General features: G+C 40.3%; 19 protein-coding genes. 8 read left to right on the top strand and 11 right to left on the bottom strand.

Features of this window, described 5'->3' with window-relative positions; all coding sequences use genetic code 11:
* Positions 1-495: 495 nt before the first annotated feature.
* The 3 genes from BM192_RS20785 to BM192_RS17745 all read right to left on the bottom strand — a co-directional run bounded on the left by BM192_RS20785 (position 496) and on the right by BM192_RS17745 (position 2939).
* Positions 496-696, bottom strand: coding sequence for a hypothetical protein (locus tag BM192_RS20785; RefSeq protein ID WP_139218459.1), 201 nt, complete (start codon positions 694-696; stop codon positions 496-498).
* Positions 697-992: 296 nt separating this feature from the next.
* On the bottom strand, positions 993-1352 hold the full coding sequence (locus BM192_RS17750) for a CoA-binding protein (protein WP_037439582.1): 360 nt from the start codon (positions 1350-1352) through the stop codon (positions 993-995).
* Between the two features lie 45 nt (positions 1353-1397).
* Positions 1398-2939 carry an NAD(P)/FAD-dependent oxidoreductase gene (locus tag BM192_RS17745; protein ID WP_037439584.1) on the bottom strand — a complete coding sequence of 514 codons (1542 nt, stop codon included), beginning with the start codon at positions 2937-2939 and terminating at the stop codon, positions 1398-1400.
* 231 nt (positions 2940-3170) lie between these two features.
* Here BM192_RS17745 and BM192_RS17740 point away from each other — a divergent pair, with 231 nt between their 5' ends.
* From BM192_RS17740 to BM192_RS17720, 5 genes are all read left to right on the top strand, one after another.
* Positions 3171-3752, top strand: a complete 582-nt coding sequence (locus BM192_RS17740; RefSeq protein ID WP_037439724.1) for a LemA family protein — start codon at positions 3171-3173, stop codon at positions 3750-3752.
* A 78-nt stretch (positions 3753-3830) separates the two neighbouring features.
* Positions 3831-4277: a TPM domain-containing protein gene (locus BM192_RS17735; protein ID WP_037439587.1), complete on the top strand. Its 447-nt coding sequence runs from the start codon at positions 3831-3833 to the stop codon at positions 4275-4277.
* A gap of 63 nt (positions 4278-4340) precedes the next feature.
* On the top strand, positions 4341-5108 hold the full coding sequence (locus BM192_RS17730) for a TPM domain-containing protein (protein WP_037439589.1): 768 nt from the start codon (positions 4341-4343) through the stop codon (positions 5106-5108).
* Positions 5108-5503 (top strand): hypothetical protein, encoded by a 396-nt coding sequence (locus tag BM192_RS17725; protein WP_037439591.1) that lies wholly within the window; start codon positions 5108-5110, stop codon positions 5501-5503. The genes BM192_RS17730 and BM192_RS17725 overlap by 1 nt, the downstream gene beginning before the upstream one ends.
* A 96-nt stretch (positions 5504-5599) precedes the next feature.
* Positions 5600-6154 (top strand): NUDIX hydrolase, encoded by a 555-nt coding sequence (locus tag BM192_RS17720; RefSeq protein ID WP_170844863.1) that lies wholly within the window; start codon positions 5600-5602, stop codon positions 6152-6154.
* Here the strand turns inward: BM192_RS17720 and dnaA are convergent.
* The gene (gene dnaA, locus BM192_RS17715) at positions 6151-7581 is read right to left on the bottom strand and encodes a chromosomal replication initiator protein DnaA (protein WP_037439593.1); all 1431 of its coding nucleotides are present in this window, start codon (positions 7579-7581) and stop codon (positions 6151-6153) included. The genes BM192_RS17720 and dnaA overlap by 4 nt on opposite strands.
* Positions 7582-8025: 444 nt before the next feature.
* Here dnaA and BM192_RS17710 point away from each other — a divergent pair, with 444 nt between their 5' ends.
* Together BM192_RS17710 and BM192_RS17705 are read left to right on the top strand one after the other, a co-directional pair.
* Entirely contained in the window at positions 8026-8376 is a 351-nt protein-coding gene (locus BM192_RS17710; protein ID WP_037439595.1) for a HesB/IscA family protein, read from the top strand.
* An 86-nt stretch (positions 8377-8462) separates the two neighbouring features.
* On the top strand, positions 8463-9695 hold the full coding sequence (locus BM192_RS17705) for an ABC transporter permease (RefSeq protein WP_037439596.1): 1233 nt from the start codon (positions 8463-8465) through the stop codon (positions 9693-9695).
* Positions 9696-9788: 93 nt separating this feature from the next.
* Here the strand turns inward: BM192_RS17705 and rfbB are convergent, their stop codons facing one another.
* The 5 genes from rfbB to BM192_RS17680 are packed head-to-tail and all read right to left on the bottom strand — an operon-like array spanning position 9789 to position 14756.
* On the bottom strand, positions 9789-10844 hold the full coding sequence (gene rfbB / locus BM192_RS17700; RefSeq protein WP_037439598.1) for a dTDP-glucose 4,6-dehydratase: 1056 nt from the start codon (positions 10842-10844) through the stop codon (positions 9789-9791).
* 22 nt (positions 10845-10866) lie between these two features.
* Positions 10867-11433: a hypothetical protein gene (locus tag BM192_RS17695; protein WP_037439600.1), complete on the bottom strand. Its 567-nt coding sequence runs from the start codon at positions 11431-11433 to the stop codon at positions 10867-10869.
* Positions 11434-12456, bottom strand: a complete 1023-nt coding sequence (galE, locus tag BM192_RS17690) for a UDP-glucose 4-epimerase GalE (RefSeq protein WP_037439602.1) — start codon at positions 12454-12456, stop codon at positions 11434-11436.
* Positions 12457-13446 carry a UDP-glucuronic acid decarboxylase family protein gene (locus tag BM192_RS17685; protein ID WP_037439604.1) on the bottom strand — a complete coding sequence of 330 codons (990 nt, stop codon included), beginning with the start codon at positions 13444-13446 and terminating at the stop codon, positions 12457-12459.
* The gene (locus tag BM192_RS17680; protein WP_037439606.1) at positions 13446-14756 is read right to left on the bottom strand and encodes a UDP-glucose dehydrogenase family protein; all 1311 of its coding nucleotides are present in this window, start codon (positions 14754-14756) and stop codon (positions 13446-13448) included. Before BM192_RS17680 ends, BM192_RS17685 begins: the two co-directional genes overlap by 1 nt.
* A 134-nt stretch (positions 14757-14890) precedes the next feature.
* Between BM192_RS17680 and BM192_RS17675 the strand changes: the two genes are divergently transcribed.
* Positions 14891-16111, top strand: a complete 1221-nt coding sequence (locus BM192_RS17675) for a 3-deoxy-D-manno-octulosonic acid transferase (RefSeq protein ID WP_037439609.1) — start codon at positions 14891-14893, stop codon at positions 16109-16111.
* Here the strand turns inward: BM192_RS17675 and hemH are convergent.
* Complete coding sequence (gene hemH / locus BM192_RS17670) at positions 16108-17133, bottom strand: ferrochelatase (protein WP_037439611.1); 1026 nt, start codon at positions 17131-17133, stop codon at positions 16108-16110. The genes BM192_RS17675 and hemH overlap by 4 nt on opposite strands.
* A 120-nt stretch (positions 17134-17253) precedes the next feature.
* Positions 17254-18102: a 4-hydroxy-3-methylbut-2-enyl diphosphate reductase gene (locus BM192_RS17665; RefSeq protein WP_037439613.1), complete on the bottom strand. Its 849-nt coding sequence runs from the start codon at positions 18100-18102 to the stop codon at positions 17254-17256.
* Positions 18103-18132: the final 30 nt, after the last annotated feature.

Below are 18132 nucleotides of genomic sequence, written 5' to 3'. Positions count from 1 at the left end.
GACTCCTCAGAAATCTGGTAAAAACCACATAGACACCAAACATTTCAATTCTTCAACCAGCCGTTTATAATTTATTAAGAGGCAAAAATCATTATTGCACTCGTAAACAAATCAAAAAGAACAATGTGACCATGATCGATGAGATTATAAACTATAGTATATATATAAGTTATCTGCTCATCTTACTCGCTGAAAGCCTTATTACTATTTAATCCCCCACAAACTACCTACGATTTAAGCTATTCTTATGGGTAGCGTGTGGGTTCACTGTGGGTAGAAGAAATTCTCTTGTTTGCTCTTCTGAACCTCAATCAGGATTCGCTCGCCCTTATCGGTACACAGTAAATCGAAGATCAAGAACCTGCTTAAAGTAAGTATGGCCGGAAATATTCCCGTTCGGGTCAACCTCGGGTTAACTTCACCTTTTCTTCGTTCGTTTCCAGGCTTCAGCCGAATAACACCTTAATAATAGCCAATCATAACACGACCAAAGCTTTAATCAGCTTTATCATCAATATTCGCCAGGCAGTTGACCGTCTCCACATTAACTTTCGTCAATACATCATCCACGTCTTTAGAAAAAGATTCAAGCATATCAATCAAACTCAATGACACTCGCCGTTTGTGATTCCGGCAAACGTCATATCCTGTCAAATTCAAAAGTTCATTTTCGGAATAACCATATAATCTGGTCATCGCTTCATTCACAGCGAGAAATATTAACGTCTCTTTATCTAAAATACAAAAGGGATAAGGCTGTTCCGGAAAACAGTATCATAATTCTGCACCGCTTTAAGACTCTGTTGATGATGATACTTAATCGAATGCAGAACAATCAGTAGCGCAGTTATCATAAAAATGATATCGCGAATAAAAGAGGAAGCCGGAATACCGGGGTAATATCTGATCAAACTATACCAGTTAACCAAAAACGCAATGGTTAAAATTATAGCAAATGCTCATCAAAAAGAATATAAAGGTTACAGAAACTATTAATACTGTCCAGTGGCCAATAATACAAGTGTGCAGGCATTTAAAGCCTCAATTCCATTTTCCCTGAGCAAAAGTTCAAGTTCATCATTTTCAGTACCAGGATTAAAAATAACACGCTTCGGATTAGTCTGAAGAATATATTCAAAGTATTCCGGTTGATGTTCAGGTCCTATATACAAAGTTATTGTGTGGATATCAGCATGAACATTTCCCGGTTTCTCGATTTCTACTCCCGCCACTATTCCGGATTTTATACCCACATTAATAATCTCGTGACCTTTGGCTTTCAACATACTTGCCGCCTTGAATGCGTATCTGGTGGGATTTGGAGTGGCTCCTATAATTAAGGTCTGTTTCATGATCTTCTATAATTTAATGGACAACTAATTTATAACGAAAAATGTTTAAATCAATTTCATAATAGCATTTGCACAATTTACACCATCTATAGCAGCAGAAACAATACCACCTGCATAACCAGCTCCCTCAGCACATGGAAATAAACCTTCCACCTGTGGGTGCTGAAAAGTTTCTCTGTCACGTGGAATACGAACCGGTGAAGAGCTTCGGCTTTCTACTCCAACCAGAATCGACTCATTGGTATAGTATCCATGCATTTTTTTACCGAAAAGAGGCAGTGCATTTCTAAGACTATCTGCAACAAATCCGGGAAGGATATCTTTAAGCATTACACTTTTAGTTCCAGGTAAATAAGAATTTACAGGCAGGTCAGCAGAGACTCTTCCTTCAACAAAATCTACCATTCTCTGACCAGGTGCCACAAGATTTCCACCGCCGGCTGTAAATGCATTTTTTTCTATCTCAGCCTGAAAATTCATCATCCGCAGCGGATCTGTACCTGGTACATCGTCAAGGGTTACCTGCACGACAGTTCCCGAGTTAGCAAAAGGGTTATTTCTTTTAGATGGTGACCATCCGTTCACAACAATTTCTTCCTGATGAGTCGCACAGGGTGCGATGATCCCACCTGGGCACATACAGAATGAGAATACACCTCTTGCCCCAACCTGTTCCACCAGACTGTAATAAGCGGGGGGTAAAAATTCACTTCTTACTGGACAATGATACTGCGCTGCATCAATTATCTCCTGAGGATGCTCAATACGTACACCTAAAGCAAATGGTTTGGCCTCTACAAGAATGCCCTTTCTGTCCAGTAAAGTGTAAATATCCCTGGCCGAGTGACCTGTTGCCAGCACTACCGCCTGAGCTTCCAGCTGGAGCTCCCCGTTAATTATGACACCTTTAATTTTTCCGTTTTCAATTATAAAGTCGGTCACCTGCTGTCCGAAATGGACTTCTCCCCCAGCCTCTAATATTGTTTCCCGGATAGCTGTAATTATCTGTGGCAATTTATTGGTGCCAATATGAGGTCTTGCGTCGATCAGGATATCTTCATCTGCACCATGGGCAACAAACTGCTGTAAAACTTTATTGATGTCTCCTCTTTTATTAGAGCGGGTATAGAGCTTGCCGTCGGAATAGGTTCCGGCTCCTCCTTCTCCATAACAATAATTAGATTCTGTATTCACCAGTCCCTGTTTATTGATCATTGCCAGATCCCGCCGACGTTGTTTTACATCTTTGCCCCTTTCCAATACTATAGGTTTCATTCCATTCTCAATGCATTGTAAAGCGGCAAAAAGACCTGCCGGACCAGCGCCCACTATAATTACCTTTTTTTTACCGTCAACTTTAGTGTACTGAATGTTAAATGCTTCTGCAGGCTTAGGCTCATCAATATAAACTTTAAGCTGCAAACGGAATATAACATTACGCGATCTGGCATCTATAGATCTCTTGTGTATTTTAAAACCCTGAATACGTGCTGCAGGCATTTTAAGAAGAACAAGAATTTTATCCAGTATAATATCGTCCTTACCGGAATCGGAAGGATTAATAGTGATTTCAATATCTTTTTGCATAGTCTGGTCAGGTTTTTATCCTGAACTGCTGCAAATGTAAAGAATATGTAAATGAGAATTTATAAAATTTCACCTGACATAACTGCGGATAATTGCCAGATCAGGCGAGTTAAATTCAAATAATCTGCGTTTCATAAAGAATTGTCAGGTTTTAGTCCTCTATTGTAACAAAGGAATAGAAATTGAGTTCTAATATGTATATTAACACTATTAAACCAAAAAATGATAAAAATGAAAAGAGGAGTATTAGTAGTCATTGCAGCTTTGTTTTTTACAACTATGTTCAGTAGCTGTGGGTATAATTCCATGGTTAATCTGGATGAAAATGTTAAAACAAAATGGAATCAGGTAGAAACTCAGTACCAGAGACGTTCTGATCTAATTCCAAATCTCGTTAGTACTGTAAAAGGTGCCGCCAAATTTGAGCAGAGTACATTAACAGCTGTTGTAGAAGCCCGTTCCAAAGCTAGTCAGATTAAAGTAAACCCTGATGACCTGTCACCTGAGAATATTGAAAAGTTTCAGGCAGCACAAGGACAGATCGGCCAGGCTTTAAGCAGATTAATGGTATTGACTGAAAACTATCCTGAATTAAAAGCTACTCAGCAATTTTCGGATTTATCCGTACAACTGGAAGGGACTGAGAACAGAATTGCAGTTGCCCGTAAAGACTTCAATGATGCTGTACAGGCTTATAATGTAAAAGTAAGATCTTTCCCTAATAACCTGACTGCAGGTATGTTCGGATTTAAGCAAAAAGCTGGCTTTAAAGCCGAAGCTGGTGCAGAAAATGCGCCTAAAGTAGAATTTTAATCACCAATAAAGATTAAGGGTATTATCTGCATTTCTAAGAAGTGCAGATATTACCCTTATGTGTTTAATTATATAATTATGCCATTATTAACTGAACAAGAACAAGAATTGATTACCGCAGCGATCAGTGAGGCAGAACAGCTGACTTCCGGCGAAATCAGGATTGCAATGGAGAAACATTGTAAAGACGATGCATTCTCACGCGCTACTGAATACTTCTCTAAACTGGAAATGGATAAAACCGTACTACATAACGGTGTGTTAATCTACCTGGCCTATGTCGATCATAAATTTGCCATAATAGGCGACAAAGGTATTCATCGTAAGGTACCTGCCGACTTCTGGGAAACTACCCAGATTGCTATGCGTGCTCATTTTGCCAGCGGAAATATCGCAAGCGGCTTAATCGCTGGTGTGAAACTTGCGGGCGAAAAAATGGCTGCCTATTTTCCGAGTGGAAATGATGATATCAATGAAATACCCAATGAAATCATTTTCCTCGATCAGAAACCTGCAGAACATTAGCTTAAGACGATACAAACCTGCTGTGATGCCCTGCATGTAATCAGCAAAACTTATATATACTGAATGAAAAGAATACTCGCGGCCCTGTTTCTGATTCTGTCCTGTACAGTTCTCCATGCTCAGGAATACCCCGCCAAACCGAACAAACTGGTTAACGATTATACTGGTACTCTCTCTGCATCACAGATTCAGGCACTGGAAAACAAACTGGTAGCTTTCGACGACTCCACATCTACACAGATTGCTATTGCTATTGTAAAAAGCGTTGGCGAATATGACATCAATGAATATGCATTAGGACTAGGCAGGGCCTGGGGCGTTGGTGGAGCGAAAAATAATAATGGTTTAATGATAGTCGTTGCAGTCGGAGATCGTAAGATCGCAATGCAAACTGGTTACGGATTGGAAGGTTCCCTACCTGATATTATCACCAAACGAATTATTGAATATGAAATAAAGCCTTATTTTAAGACCGGTAATTATTACGAAGGCCTGGATGCAGGTACAACTGCAGTTATTAAATACACTAAAGGAGAATATAAGAATGATAAGCCTAAGGCTGCTCAAAAAGGCGGGGCATCAAGTGCTTTTATCCTTATGGTAATTATCATTGTGATCATTATTCTGATTAAACGCGGAGGTGGCGGTGGCGGAAGCCAGGTCATTGACGGCAGAGGTGTAGGCAATGCTCTGCTTTGGGGTATGCTAATGGGTGGCAGCAGCGGACGTGGTTCTGGTGGCAACTGGGGCGGCGGCGGTAGTAGCGGTGGCGGCTTCGGAGGTTTTGGAGGCGGTAGTTTCGGCGGTGGTGGTAGTAGTGGCAGCTGGTAATGTTCAGACGCGATTTATTACTTGCTGAGATTCAGAAGCTGAGTCTCGCATTATCAAGACTTATCGGCTTGAAGGAGGAAGATAAAGGCCTGCAGTTGGAACAAGAGATGGACGAATTGCTGGAAAAAGATTTTGGAATCCTCTATACAGACCTGCTACAAAGTGGAAACGCTGATTTTAATGAATTTCTGAAAGAGAAAAACTTTAGTCCTGAAAAATTGGACATGCTGTCCCAACTTTTATTTCTCCGGATTGACCCGGATGTGAAAGACAAACCAGGACAAAAAGAGCTTGCAGATAAATTATTGCTGATCTACAGCTATCTCGAAAGGAATCATCAGATCATTAATATGCTGAACATCGGACGTCAGCAAACTTTAAAAACTTATTTATAAATCATTCCCCGGAGTCTCTTACAGAGACTCCTTTTTTATAGTTCTGAATACCGCTGAATCCAAATACATTTAACGGTTCAGATTAGCTTACACAAAATGGAAATATTAAAATGGGAGAAACTCTCCAGCCGTTATCTGGTTCGTGAAAAATGGGCCACCTTAAGAGTAGACACCTGTAAATTGCAAAACGGAACTGTTAAAGATGATTATTATGTTCTGGAATATCCAGACTGGGCTAATGCCGTGGCATTGACTTCCGACAATAAAATCATCATGGTCAGACAATATCGCCATGGAGCAGACCTGGTTTCCCTGGAAATCCCGGGTGGCGTAATAGATCCGGGTGAAAAGCCAGAAGATGGTGTCAAACGGGAGCTACTGGAAGAAACCGGTTATTCATTTACTCATTGTGAACTGATTGCTACCCTGTACCCTAATCCTGCCACATCGAATAACAGAACGTTCACCTATCTGCTGACAGGAGGTGTAAAGACACATGCACAGCATCTGGATGAACATGAGATCCTGAATGTAGAGGAGTATACCATTGAAGAGGTAAAAGTATTACTGGAAAACAACCAAATCGCTCAGGCACTCCACAGCTCAGCTTTGTTCTACGGACTGCTCAAACTTAAAGCTATAGGTTTTTAACTCATTTTTAGCTTCTTCTGGATATCCTGAACGTAGTTTTTAAACTTTTTATCCGTCTCAATAAGATCTTCTACGGTCTGACACGCATAAATTACAGTAGAATGGTCTCTGCCACCAAAAAAGGCACCAATAGATTTTAAAGAAGACTTAGTATGGGATTTGGATAGATACATAGATATTTGCCTCGCCTGTACTATTTCTCTTTTCCGGGTGGCTGACTTTACCATCTCAATGGGAACCTCGAAGTAATCGCAAACCAGTTTCTGTATATACTCCATTGAGATTTCTTTCGTCGTATTCTTAATAAAGTTTTTTAACATCTGTTTGGCCAGATTCAGATCTATATCTTTCTTATTCAATGTTGACTGCGCCAGCAAAGACACCATTGCCCCTTCCAGCTCCCGTACATTGTTATCAATATGATTCGCAACGTACTCGACCACTTCCTGAGGCAGTTCTATACCATCTGCATACATTTTCATCCTTAGAATAGCTATTCGGGTTTCCAGATCTGGAATTTGCAGATCTGCCGACAGCCCCCACTTAAACCTGCTTAACAACCGCTCTTCCAAACCTGCGAGATCTTTCGGTGATTTATCCGAAGTGAGTATCACTTGTTTTCCGGTCTGATGCAGGTGGTTAAAAATATGAAAGAAGATATCCTGGGTTTTTTCTTTTCCGGCGAAATTATGCACATCATCCATAATGATAACATCCATTGCCTGATAGAAATTAACAAAATCATTAATAGAGTTATTCTTCAGTGAATCTACGAACTGCTGGCAGAATTTTTCACAAGAGACGTATATAACCAGTTTATCAGGTGAACTGCGCTTTATTTCGTTACCGATTGCCTGTGCAAGGTGCGTCTTTCCTAAACCCACCCCTCCATAGATCATGAGGGGATTAAATGAGGTGCCCCCTGGTTTTCCGGCAACTGCAAAACCGGCTGAACGGGCAAGACGATTACAATCGCCCTCAATGTAATTCTCAAATGTATAACTGGAATTGAGCTGTGGGTCTACATTAAGTTTCTTAAGCCCCGGTATAATAAATGGATTTTTGATATCCTTATTGATCGAAACGGGAATAGGCATGGCCTGCAATTTTGCCGCAGCGCCATTTCCATTAGAAGGCATATTCGTAGTGTATGGAGACCCGCTGTTGGAAGATTGGTCAACCACAATATTATACTCCAGTCTTCCCTGCTCACCCAACTGTTTTTTTACCGTTTTGCGAAGCAGCCCGACATAGTGTTCTTCGAGCCATTCATAGAAGAATAAACTGGGCACCTGGATGGTTAAAACATTGCCTTCCAGTCTAAGGGCAGAGATCGGTTCGAACCAGGTTTTAAAACTTTGGGTCGGGATATTGTCCTTTATGATCTGAAGACAGTTTTTCCATACTTCGGTACACGTTTTTTCCATAGGTATACTAAAATTTGTTGGTTTAAGAGACGGGAACGACCTTATTATTAGCGCTTTCCCGGAGATCGAATATTGAAAAAATTATCAACAAAAAAAACTAAAATATCATTTATTTAGTAACTGCTTAATCAGCAGCAGCATACCCTGCCTAACCTAAATTTTTTATGTGGATAACTTTATATTAACCTTTAAATCAGTAAACTCCACTCCTATTTTTTATTATTTTAAGGTTTATATGCCTTGAATGCATGCAGGCATTACAAAAGGAGCTTCGGAAATAAAACTGGATGGAATTTTCGCAGAATATTCAGGAGCCTGAGTAATATTTACATCAAATTGACCCAGCATTTTTTTTAGGGATACAGATTCCTTCATTTGTTCCTATCTTTGTGTATAAACCAGTCTTGAGGACCGGTAATTTAGGACCCCAAATTTGACAAGATCATGAGTACAGTTGATACCACATTTGCACCAGTTTCTTTTACTGAAACCGCATTGAAAGAATTGATAAAATTAAGAGATCAGCAGGAAATCGCAGAGGACTTTGGCTTACGTGTAGGTGTAGAGGGCGGTGGATGTTCAGGAATGAGCTACCTGCTTGGGTTTGATCAGAAAAAAGATGGAGATCAGGAATTTTTAATCAATGGAATTAGAGTTTTCATGAATAAAGCACATCAGATGTATCTTTTAGGGATGCAGGTAGATTGGCAAGATGGATTGAATTCACGTGGTTTTACCTTCAGCAACCCTAATGCTGAAAGTACCTGCGGTTGTGGTACAAGTTTTTCGGTTTAGTACGACCAAAACTTGTAACATTTCAGAAGTCCTGTTGTCTAAACAACGGGACTTTTTATTTTTGGTCTACCCTTATACCCGAACCAATGACTTATACAGAAAACGTGAGACTTGCGCTGCAGTCCATCCAGAGTAACCGCCTGCGGACTATGCTTACCGCTTTGATTATAGCAATTGGTCTTACTGCATTGGTTGGTATTCTAACTACACTGGACGCGGTTAAAAAAAGTATGACTGATGCATTCTCTAACATGGGAGCCAACTCGTTCACTATCCGTAACCGCGGTACGGGAATTAGAATCGGGGGCCCGGGACAAGGGCCGAAACCATTCAATTCCATCCGTTATGAAGACGCTGTAAATTTCAAAGAAAGATTACAGGCACCCGCAACTGTGACTATCAGCGTTGTCGCTACAAGTGGTGCAACAGCAAAATATAATCAGGAAAAGACAAATCCAAATATTCTGATGCGCGGTATTGATGAAAATGGACTAGCAGCTCAGGGACTTGATCTGAGTCTTGGTAGAAACATCAGCCAGACAGAAGCTAGCCAAGGAAGTAATGTTTGTATAATCGGAAGTGAAATCAGTAGCTCATTATTTAAAAAGGCCTCCCCTATTGACCAAATCATTACGGTGGGTAACCATCGCTTAAAAGTAATTGGCGTGCTGGCCAGCAAAGGTTCAAGTATGGGGATGAGTACAGACCGGGCAGTATATATTCCTATCTACAAGGCAAAAGTGATTAATACCGGCTCAAATCCGTCGTATACAATATCTGTTATTGTACCTAATGCTAACCTAATGGATAATGTGATTGGTGAATCGACAGCTGAGTTCCGGAATATTCGTAAAATAAAAATAAAAGAACCTAATAATTTCGAGATCACTAAAAGCGATGCAGTCGCTCAGACGTTATTTGAGAACCTTGCATTCATCGCAATAGGTGGGGTAGCAATTGGTGTAATTACTTTAATTGGAGCCTCTATAGGATTAATGAATATTATGCTGGTTTCTGTTACTGAAAGAACGCGCGAGATTGGAATCCGTAAAGCCATTGGCGCTAACCCTTCTGTGATTCGTAAACAATTCCTCATCGAAGCTGTAGTAATTTGTCTGATGGGCGGCGGAATGGGAATCTTATTCGGAATACTACTAGGCAATGCGATTTCACTAATGATGGGCGGAGCATTTATTATCCCCTGGTTATTTATCATTGGCGGATTCGGATTATGTGTCCTTGTTGGTGTTGTATCTGGATATTACCCTGCTAAGAAGGCATCCAGATTAGATCCTGTTGAAGCATTGAGGTACGAATAATAATCGCCTAAAAAAGCCTGAAGACTTTTCTCTAAATGATTAAAGTCTTCAGGCTTTCTAACTAATTTATGAGCCAGATCAGCGGCTTATTTTTTATGATCTCGAGTGGTACTGGCCCTCATAATACTTCTGATAATTTCCTGAAGTCACGTCTTTAAGCCACTCCTCGTTTTCCAGATACCAGTCAACGGTTCTCTCTAATCCTTCCTCAAACTGAAGACTTGGTACCCAATCTAGTTTTTCCTGTAATTTAGTAGAATCAATTGCATAGCGCAGATCATGTCCCGCTCTGTCTGTCACGAAAGTAATGAGCTTAGCGGATTCGCCAGGTTCACGCCCAAGCTTTTCATCCATTATTTTACATAAAAGATGAATCAGGTCAATATTTTTCCATTCATTATGACCGCCAATATTATACGTTTCACCGGTGGTAGCTTGATGAAAGATTACATCTATAGCTCTGGCATGGTCCTCAACCCATAACCAGTCGCGAATATTTTCACCTTTACCGTAAACAGGAACGGGCCGGTTATTTTTGATATTATTAATCGCCAGCGGAATGAGCTTTTCTGGAAAATGGTGTGAACCATAATTATTAGAGCAGTTAGAGATCACCACATTCAATCCATATGTATCATGGTAAGCACGGACAAAGTGATCTGATGCCGCTTTTGACGCGGAATAAGGACTGTGCGGATCATAGGCTGTAGTTTCGATAAACATACCGGATTCCCCTAAGGCACCATAAACTTCATCTGTAGAAACGTGATAAAAACGTTTACTGTCATAGTCACCTTTCCAGTATTCTCTTGCTGCATTAAGCAAGTTTACGGTACCAATCACATTCGTCATTACGAAAGCAGAAGGGTCGATAATCGAACGGTCTACGTGTGATTCTGCAGCCAGATGAATTACAGCGTCAAAATTCTCTTTAGCAAATAAAGCATTTATGGCTTCGGCGTCAGTGATATCTGCTTTGATGAATTGATAATTAGGTTTCTGCTCAATGTCAGTCAAATTCGCCAAATTTCCGGCATATGTCAATTTATCCAGATTTAGAATATGATAGTCCGGATAAAGGTTTACAAATCGTCGCACAACATGCGAGCCTATGAAACCTGCTCCTCCGGTAATTAGAATCTTCTTCATAATAGTTTTATTTAGCTTTTTATTAAACCTGATTTGGCAGACCAAGCTCGGCCGCCGTTTTATGGAGTTGTTCCCGGATGATTTTATCCAGAATTGAATTCATCTTTTCATTCAAGTCGTACTGAAGATCTTCATGAAGCTTCACATACTTTTTGTATAATGCCAGTACAGACCTCAAAAAATAGGTTTTTAATCTCTCGTTATATTTGCCCAAAGATGAAAAAACACTTTCATTATAATCAACAGGAATCAGTTCCAGTAATAACAGGCGGAGTTCTGCATCGGTTTGCGGGTCTTTAGTAACCTTATAATGATGATTAACCCGTCCGTTTAATCGCCTGAGTAAAACCAAAGCCTCTCTGGAACCCACTTTAGCGCCGAACTTCAAACCTTGAATTGCAGTGGTTATTTCTTCCTCCAGAGCCTGCTGCCTCAACTCCAAATCCGAAGGGTCTTCCAGCAATTTAAAATGAAGGTGCTCGGTGAGCACCTTATCTTTTGCAATCAGTCTGAGCAGCAACTTATCCTTTTCCTTAACAGGAAGTCCGGTAATTGCAGTTTTCAGTTCTTTCTGATCTTTAAGAAGCATTTAAAACGGGTTATCTTTCAGGTAATTCTCCCACTTCCAGGCGGAGCTCATCATTTCATTAACATCTAGCGCAGCCTTCCAGCCCAACTGATCCGCAGATTTATTCACATCACCCCAAACCTGCTCAATATCACCCTCGCGTCTTGCTCCGATTGTATAATTAAGCTTTACACCTGTTGATTTTTCGAAGGCACTGATAATCTCCAAAACTGAACTTCCTTTACCAGTTCCCAGGTTAAAGACTTCATAATTCTGATCTGCATCTCCTCCTTCTAATCTTCTGATAGCTGCAACATGTGCTTTAGCCAAATCAACAACGTGAATATAGTCACGTACTGCACTACCGTCAGGAGTTTGGTAATCATTTCCATAAACAGTAATCGGTCCTCTCTTACCTATAGCAGACTGTGTAATAAAGGGAACCAGGTTCTGCGGCACTCCGATAGGAAGCTCACCAATCAACGCACTATCATGTGCACCAACCGGGTTAAAATAACGAAGAGAGATTACCTGTAAATCAGCATTGGCTGCACAGGTCTCGGCAAGAATTTCCTCTGCGATCTGTTTAGTATTACCATAAGGTGATTCGGCCTTTTTTACTGCTGCATTTTCTGTGACCGGTAACTGATCAGGCTGACCATAAACTGTACACGATGAGGAGAAGACCAATTTAACTTTACTATGAAAAGCGTTAATCACGTTAATCAGGGAGTAAAAGTTATTACGGTAATATTTTAACGGCTCCTTCACAGATTCTCCGACGGCCTTAAATGCTGCAAAATGAATTACTCCTGTAATTTCAGGATGTGAAGCGACAAATTCAATGACCGCTTTTTCATTACACAAGTCTAATTCTGCAAACTCGGGCTTAACCCCAAGAATCTGCTCTAACTGATTCAGAATCTTTGGATTCGAATTAGAAAAATCATCAACTAAAATTACTTCGTATCCTGCATTAATCAGCTCTACGGCTGTATGAGAACCGATGAACCCGGTGCCACCAGTTACTAGTATCTTTCCCATTTAACGATTATATGTGGTAAAATCTTTATGTTCTTTATTAACCAATGCCTCCGCCGGAAGATTTTTGAAATACTCGTAAGTAATCTTTAATCCATCTGCTCTATTAACTTTAGGTTCCCAATCTAATATCGCCCTGGCTTTTGTAATATCCGGACGACGCTGTTTAGGATCATCAGTAGGCAGTTCTTTATAAATAACTTTTTGTGTGGTACCAGTAAGTTTGATAATTTCTTCTGCAAATTGCCCTATAGTGATCTCATCAGGATTGCCAATATTTACAGGCTGCGAATAATCGCTCAGTAATAAGCGGTAAATTCCTTCTACTAAATCATCGACATAACAGAACGAACGGGTTTGCGATCCATCGCCAAATACGGTAAGGTCTTCACCTCTAAGTGCTTGCCCGATAAAAGCTGGTAATACACGGCCATCATTTAATCGCATTCTCGGACCATAGGTATTAAAAATACGCACTATTCTCGTCTCCAAACCGTGAAAAGTATGGTAAGCCATGGTCATCGCTTCCTGAAAACGTTTGGCTTCATCATATACACCGCGTGGCCCTACCGGATTTACATTACCCCAGTATTCTTCGGGCTGTGGATTGACACTAGGATCACCATAGACTTCGGAAGTAGATGCGATAATCATCCTCGCATTTTTATTTTTGGCGAGTCCCAATAAATTATGTGTACCCAGTGATCCCACTTTTAAAGTCTGAATCGGAATCTTAAGATAATCAATAGGACTTGCCGGTGATGCGAAATGCAGGATATAGTCCAGTTTTCCCGGGACATATACGTACTTGGATACATCATGATGGCAGAACTCAAAATTCTCTAACGAGAACAAATGCTCAATATTCTGCAGATCGCCAGTAATGAGATTATCCATCGCAATAACATGATAATCTTCTTTTATAAATCTATCACACAGATGGGATCCGAGGAATCCTGCTGCACCTGTAATTAATACTCTTTTACGCTCCATTAATCTATTAGTTTACGGCCAATACTGTTATAGTAATAACCCAGGTCTATCATTTTCTGCAAGTCATACAGATTACGTCCGTCAAATACGACTTTATGTTTCAGAGATGTCTCCATTAATTCGAAATCGGGGTTACGGAAAACCGACCATTCAGTTGCAATTAGCAGAGCATCAGCGCCGGAGAGAGCCTCATACTGATTTGATGCATAGTTGACCTTATCACCAATCAAATTTTTAACATTTTCCATTCCTTCCGGATCAAATACAGTAACGGTCGCTCCCTTACTCACCAAAGCGTCAATAATATATAAAGCCGGAGCTTCACGGATATCGTCAGTTTCTGGTTTAAATGCCAGTCCCCAAAGTGCAAAGTGCTTACCCTTTAAATCATCTTTATAATAGGTGGAGACTTTATCTACCAATACAGTTTTCTGTCTCTCATTAATTTCCATCACAGCTTTCAGGATTTGAAAATCGTACTGGTGCTCTTCAGCTGATTTCGCCAGTGCCTGTACATCTTTGGGGAAACATGAACCTCCATATCCTATACCAGGGAACAGAAAACGTTTACCGATTCTGTCATCTGAACCAATTCCTCTGCGGACAGCATCAACATCAGCACCTACTTTCTCGCATAAATTTGCGATCTCGTTCATGAAAGTAATTTTGGTAGCCAAGAATGAGTTTGCAGCATATTTAGTTAGTTCAGAAGATTTCTCATCCATAAATAAAATAGGGTTCCCCTGACGAACATAAGGACCATACAGCTCTGCCATTAATTTCTGTGCACGTTCGGAACGCGTACCAATCACAACCCTGTCTGGTTTCATAAAATCATCAACAGCCACACCCTCGCGTAAAAACTCGGGGTTCGAAACTACATCAATTTCAACATCCGTATTTTCGGCAAATACTGCGCTAACCAAGTCGGCAGTACCGACAGGAACCGTTGATTTATTTACAATCACCTTATAGGAAGTAACCAGTTTACTGATGTCTTTTGCTGCACCTAATATATAGGAAAGATCTGCAGCGCCATCTCCTCCCGGGGGGGTTGGCAAAGCCATAAAAATAATCTGTGCATCTTTGATCGCATGTGCAAGATCTATGGTGAAAGTCAGCCTTTTCTGCTCGATATTACGAAGAAAAAGCACGTCAAGTCCAGGTTCATAGATAGGGATGATCCCCTGCTGCATTTTTAACACTTTAGCTTCATTGATGTCTACACAGATAACAGTGTTACCAGTCTCAGCGAGACAGGTTCCTGTGACCAATCCGACATAACCTGTTCCGATTACGGCTATTTTCATAAATTATACTTTTAAAGATATATGGTTATCTGATCTATACCCGATTGAATAATTTAAAAACCAAAAACGATAATATTAAAGCTTTTAATATTTATTCAGGTATCTTCGGCTAAGATAATAAATAAACATACAAAATGCTTTTGCTTTATAATTTTGGCATTTCGCTCTATAATTTGCTTTTACACTTAGTTTCTTTCTTTAATCCAAAGGCTAAATTATTCATTGACGGCCGGAAAAACATCTTTGAACTGATCGCCAGAAAAACCAATGCAGATTGTAAACATATCTGGTTCCACTTCGCCTCGCTTGGTGAATTTGAACAGGGCAGGCCAGTACTCGAAGAGCTCAAAAAGCTTTATCCGGATAAGCCTATAGTTATGACATTTTTCTCCCCCTCCGGCTTTGAAATCCGTAAAAATTATCCGTTGGCCGAAGCCGTCTATTATCTGCCACTGGATACACACAGAAATGCGGAGACATTCCTCAGACTCATCAATCCCGAAATCGCTATATTCACCAAATATGAATTCTGGTATCATTATTTTAAAGTTCTAAAAGCTAATAAAGTCCCATTATTGCTTATATCAGGTATTTTCAGACCAGATCAGATTTTTTTCAAATGGTATGGTAGATTTCAGCGGAATATCCTAAAGAATGTTACGCATTTTTTTGTCCAAAATCAAGAAAGCAAGTCTTTACTGAATAATTTAGGAATTGATGCGGTAAGCATTAGCGGAGATACCAGATTCGACCGCGTTGCGGAACAGGCTGCGTCACCGCAACAGTTTGTACAAATTGATGAATTTAAAGGGAATGCTAAAATATTTATTGCAGGAAGCACCTGGCCTCAGGATGAAGAATTAATCGCATTTCTGCAGCAACGTGCTCAGGATTGGAAGTTTATTATTGCACCGCATGAAATTCATGAATCCCATATCAAACAGCTTTCGGCACTTTTCCCAGACGCTTTACACTATACAAAACTAAACGAGAATACAGATTTACAGGCAGCGAAGGTATTAATTATAGATACAATCGGGCTCCTGTCTTCGGCTTATCAGTACGGTGATATAAGTTATATAGGTGGTGGCTTCGGCGCAGGGATTCATAACACGTTAGAAGCCGCAGCATTTGGCAGTCCGGTTATATTCGGCCCGAAGTATCAGAAATTTCAGGAAGCAAAAGATCTCTTAACAATAGGAGCTGCCAAAAGCGTTTCCGGTAAAGATGATCTTTTTGCAGCATTTGAAATACTGCAAAAAGATCAACAGGCAGGTAAAAAAGCTGCCAGCTATGTAAAGCAGCATACAGGGTCTACACTGCAGATTATTAACATGATCAAAAAGCTAATTTAGGCACCTTGGTTATCCTTTATCATTTTGACCAGTGCTGATATCCATTGCGGGTTATCATTTAAACTTGACACAAGCTGAACTTCCTCGCCCCCAAGTTTCCTGAACTCCTCACCATATTCAACAGTGACTTCATATAAAGTTTCCAGGCAATCTGCAACGAAAGCAGGACAAAATACCAGCAGACGTTTTTTTCCGGCGGCGGCGAGTTGCTTAAGGACATCGCTTGTGTAAGGCTGAACCCACGGATCTTTACCCAATCTAGACTGAAAACAAACGCTATACTGCGCTGAAGGTATCTGTAATTCGGCAGCAATAAGTTTTGCGGTATCGTGGCACTGTGCAGAATAACAAAACTTATTAACATCAGTTAGCGTCTGGCAACAGTCTGCAGATTTAAGACAGTGACTTTGGGAATGATCACATTTGATTAATTGTCTTTCCGGCAGCCCATGAAAACTGAATAAAATCTGATCGTAAGTTTCCGGCTGATACTTTCTCGCATTATCGGCGAAAGTGGCAATCATTCCGGGATTATCATGAAAGGAATTGACAAAAGAAACCGGTGGAATAGTCTGCCATTTGCTAACCAATTCCATAACCAACTGAATTACTGATCCCGTACTTGCAGAAGCATATTGCGGAAACATTGGAATTACCTGAATACTCTCTACAAGTCCGGCTTTCATTTTAGCTAATGCTGCCGGGATAGAAGGATTTTGATACCGCATAGCTAGTTCTACATGATAATCCGGACCCAGTTGTTCCTGTACCATTGCAGTCTGAATCTTACTGTAATAAAGTAGAGGCGACCCGTTTTCATCCCATATCTCTTTGTATAATTTCGCTGTTTTGGGACTTCTGAAAGGAACAATAACACCTTTAACGAGCATAGTTCTGCTGAAGGCATTAATATCAATTACCCGTTCATCCATTAAAAACTGATCGAGATATCTTTTTACATCCCCAACCTCCGGACTATCCGGTGTCCCTAAATTCACTAACAATACTCCCTTTTTTCCCATAATTATAGACTAAACCTTCCGGATATAATTTATCGGAAGGCTTTAAAACACAAATATACATTAAGCTGATACCGTCCTGAAACGGTCTGATAATAATTACTTTTTCATGATGTTCAAATATTAAAGCGCTTCTAAACTGGCTTTAACTTCTTCCATTAACCACATCGGAGTTGATGTCGCACCGCAGATCCCAACTTTATCCCCCGGCGTAAACCAGCTGATATCGAGTTCCTCTTTTTTTGATATAAAATAGCTCTCCGCATTGTGTTTCTTACAAACTTCATAGAGCACTTTACCATTTGAAGATTTCTTTCCGGATACAAAAATGATCTTATCAAAATCAGCAACAAATTTCTCCAAATCTTCGTACCTGTTTGAAACCTGCCTGCAGATAGTATCATTAGCTTTCACTTCGTATCCTCTTGATAACAACTGCTCTTTGATATGATAAAACTTCTCAGTACTTTTTGTAGTCTGGCTATATAAGGTGAATTTAGCAGGCAGATCTACTGAATCCAGCTCTGCAAGATCCTGAAATACGATAGCATTCCCATCAGTTTGTCCCTGAAGACCGATTACCTCAGCATGTCCATGTTTACCAAAAATCAATATCTGTTCCTTGTCATCGTAAGAGTTTTTGATCCTGTTTTGCAGTTTTAATACTACCGGGCAGGAGGCATCAATAAGGATCAGATTATTTTCCAGCGCAAGCTGGTAAGTGGAAGGCGCTTCACCATGTGCACGAATTAATACCTTGGCATCCCGGAGTTCTTTAAGCTCATCATGATCAATAATACGTAATCCCATATCGGTAAGTCTTTTGACTTCCTCATCATTATGAACAATATCGCCCAGGCAATACAGAAAATCCTCTTCTGAAAGAATATCCTCAGCCATTTCAATGGCATACACTACCCCAAAACAAAATCCTGAAGCCTTATCAATAGTTACGGTCAAATCGTATTTCATATCTTTCGCTGTCTTTCCCCCGAAAATGGC

This window comes from Pedobacter antarcticus (assembly GCF_900112985.1).
In the GTDB taxonomy this organism is placed as follows: Bacteria; Bacteroidota; Bacteroidia; order Sphingobacteriales; family Sphingobacteriaceae; genus Pedobacter; species Pedobacter antarcticus.
The sequence above is the reverse complement of the archived record's forward strand: the minus strand, read 5'-3'. Positions and strand labels throughout refer to the sequence as shown.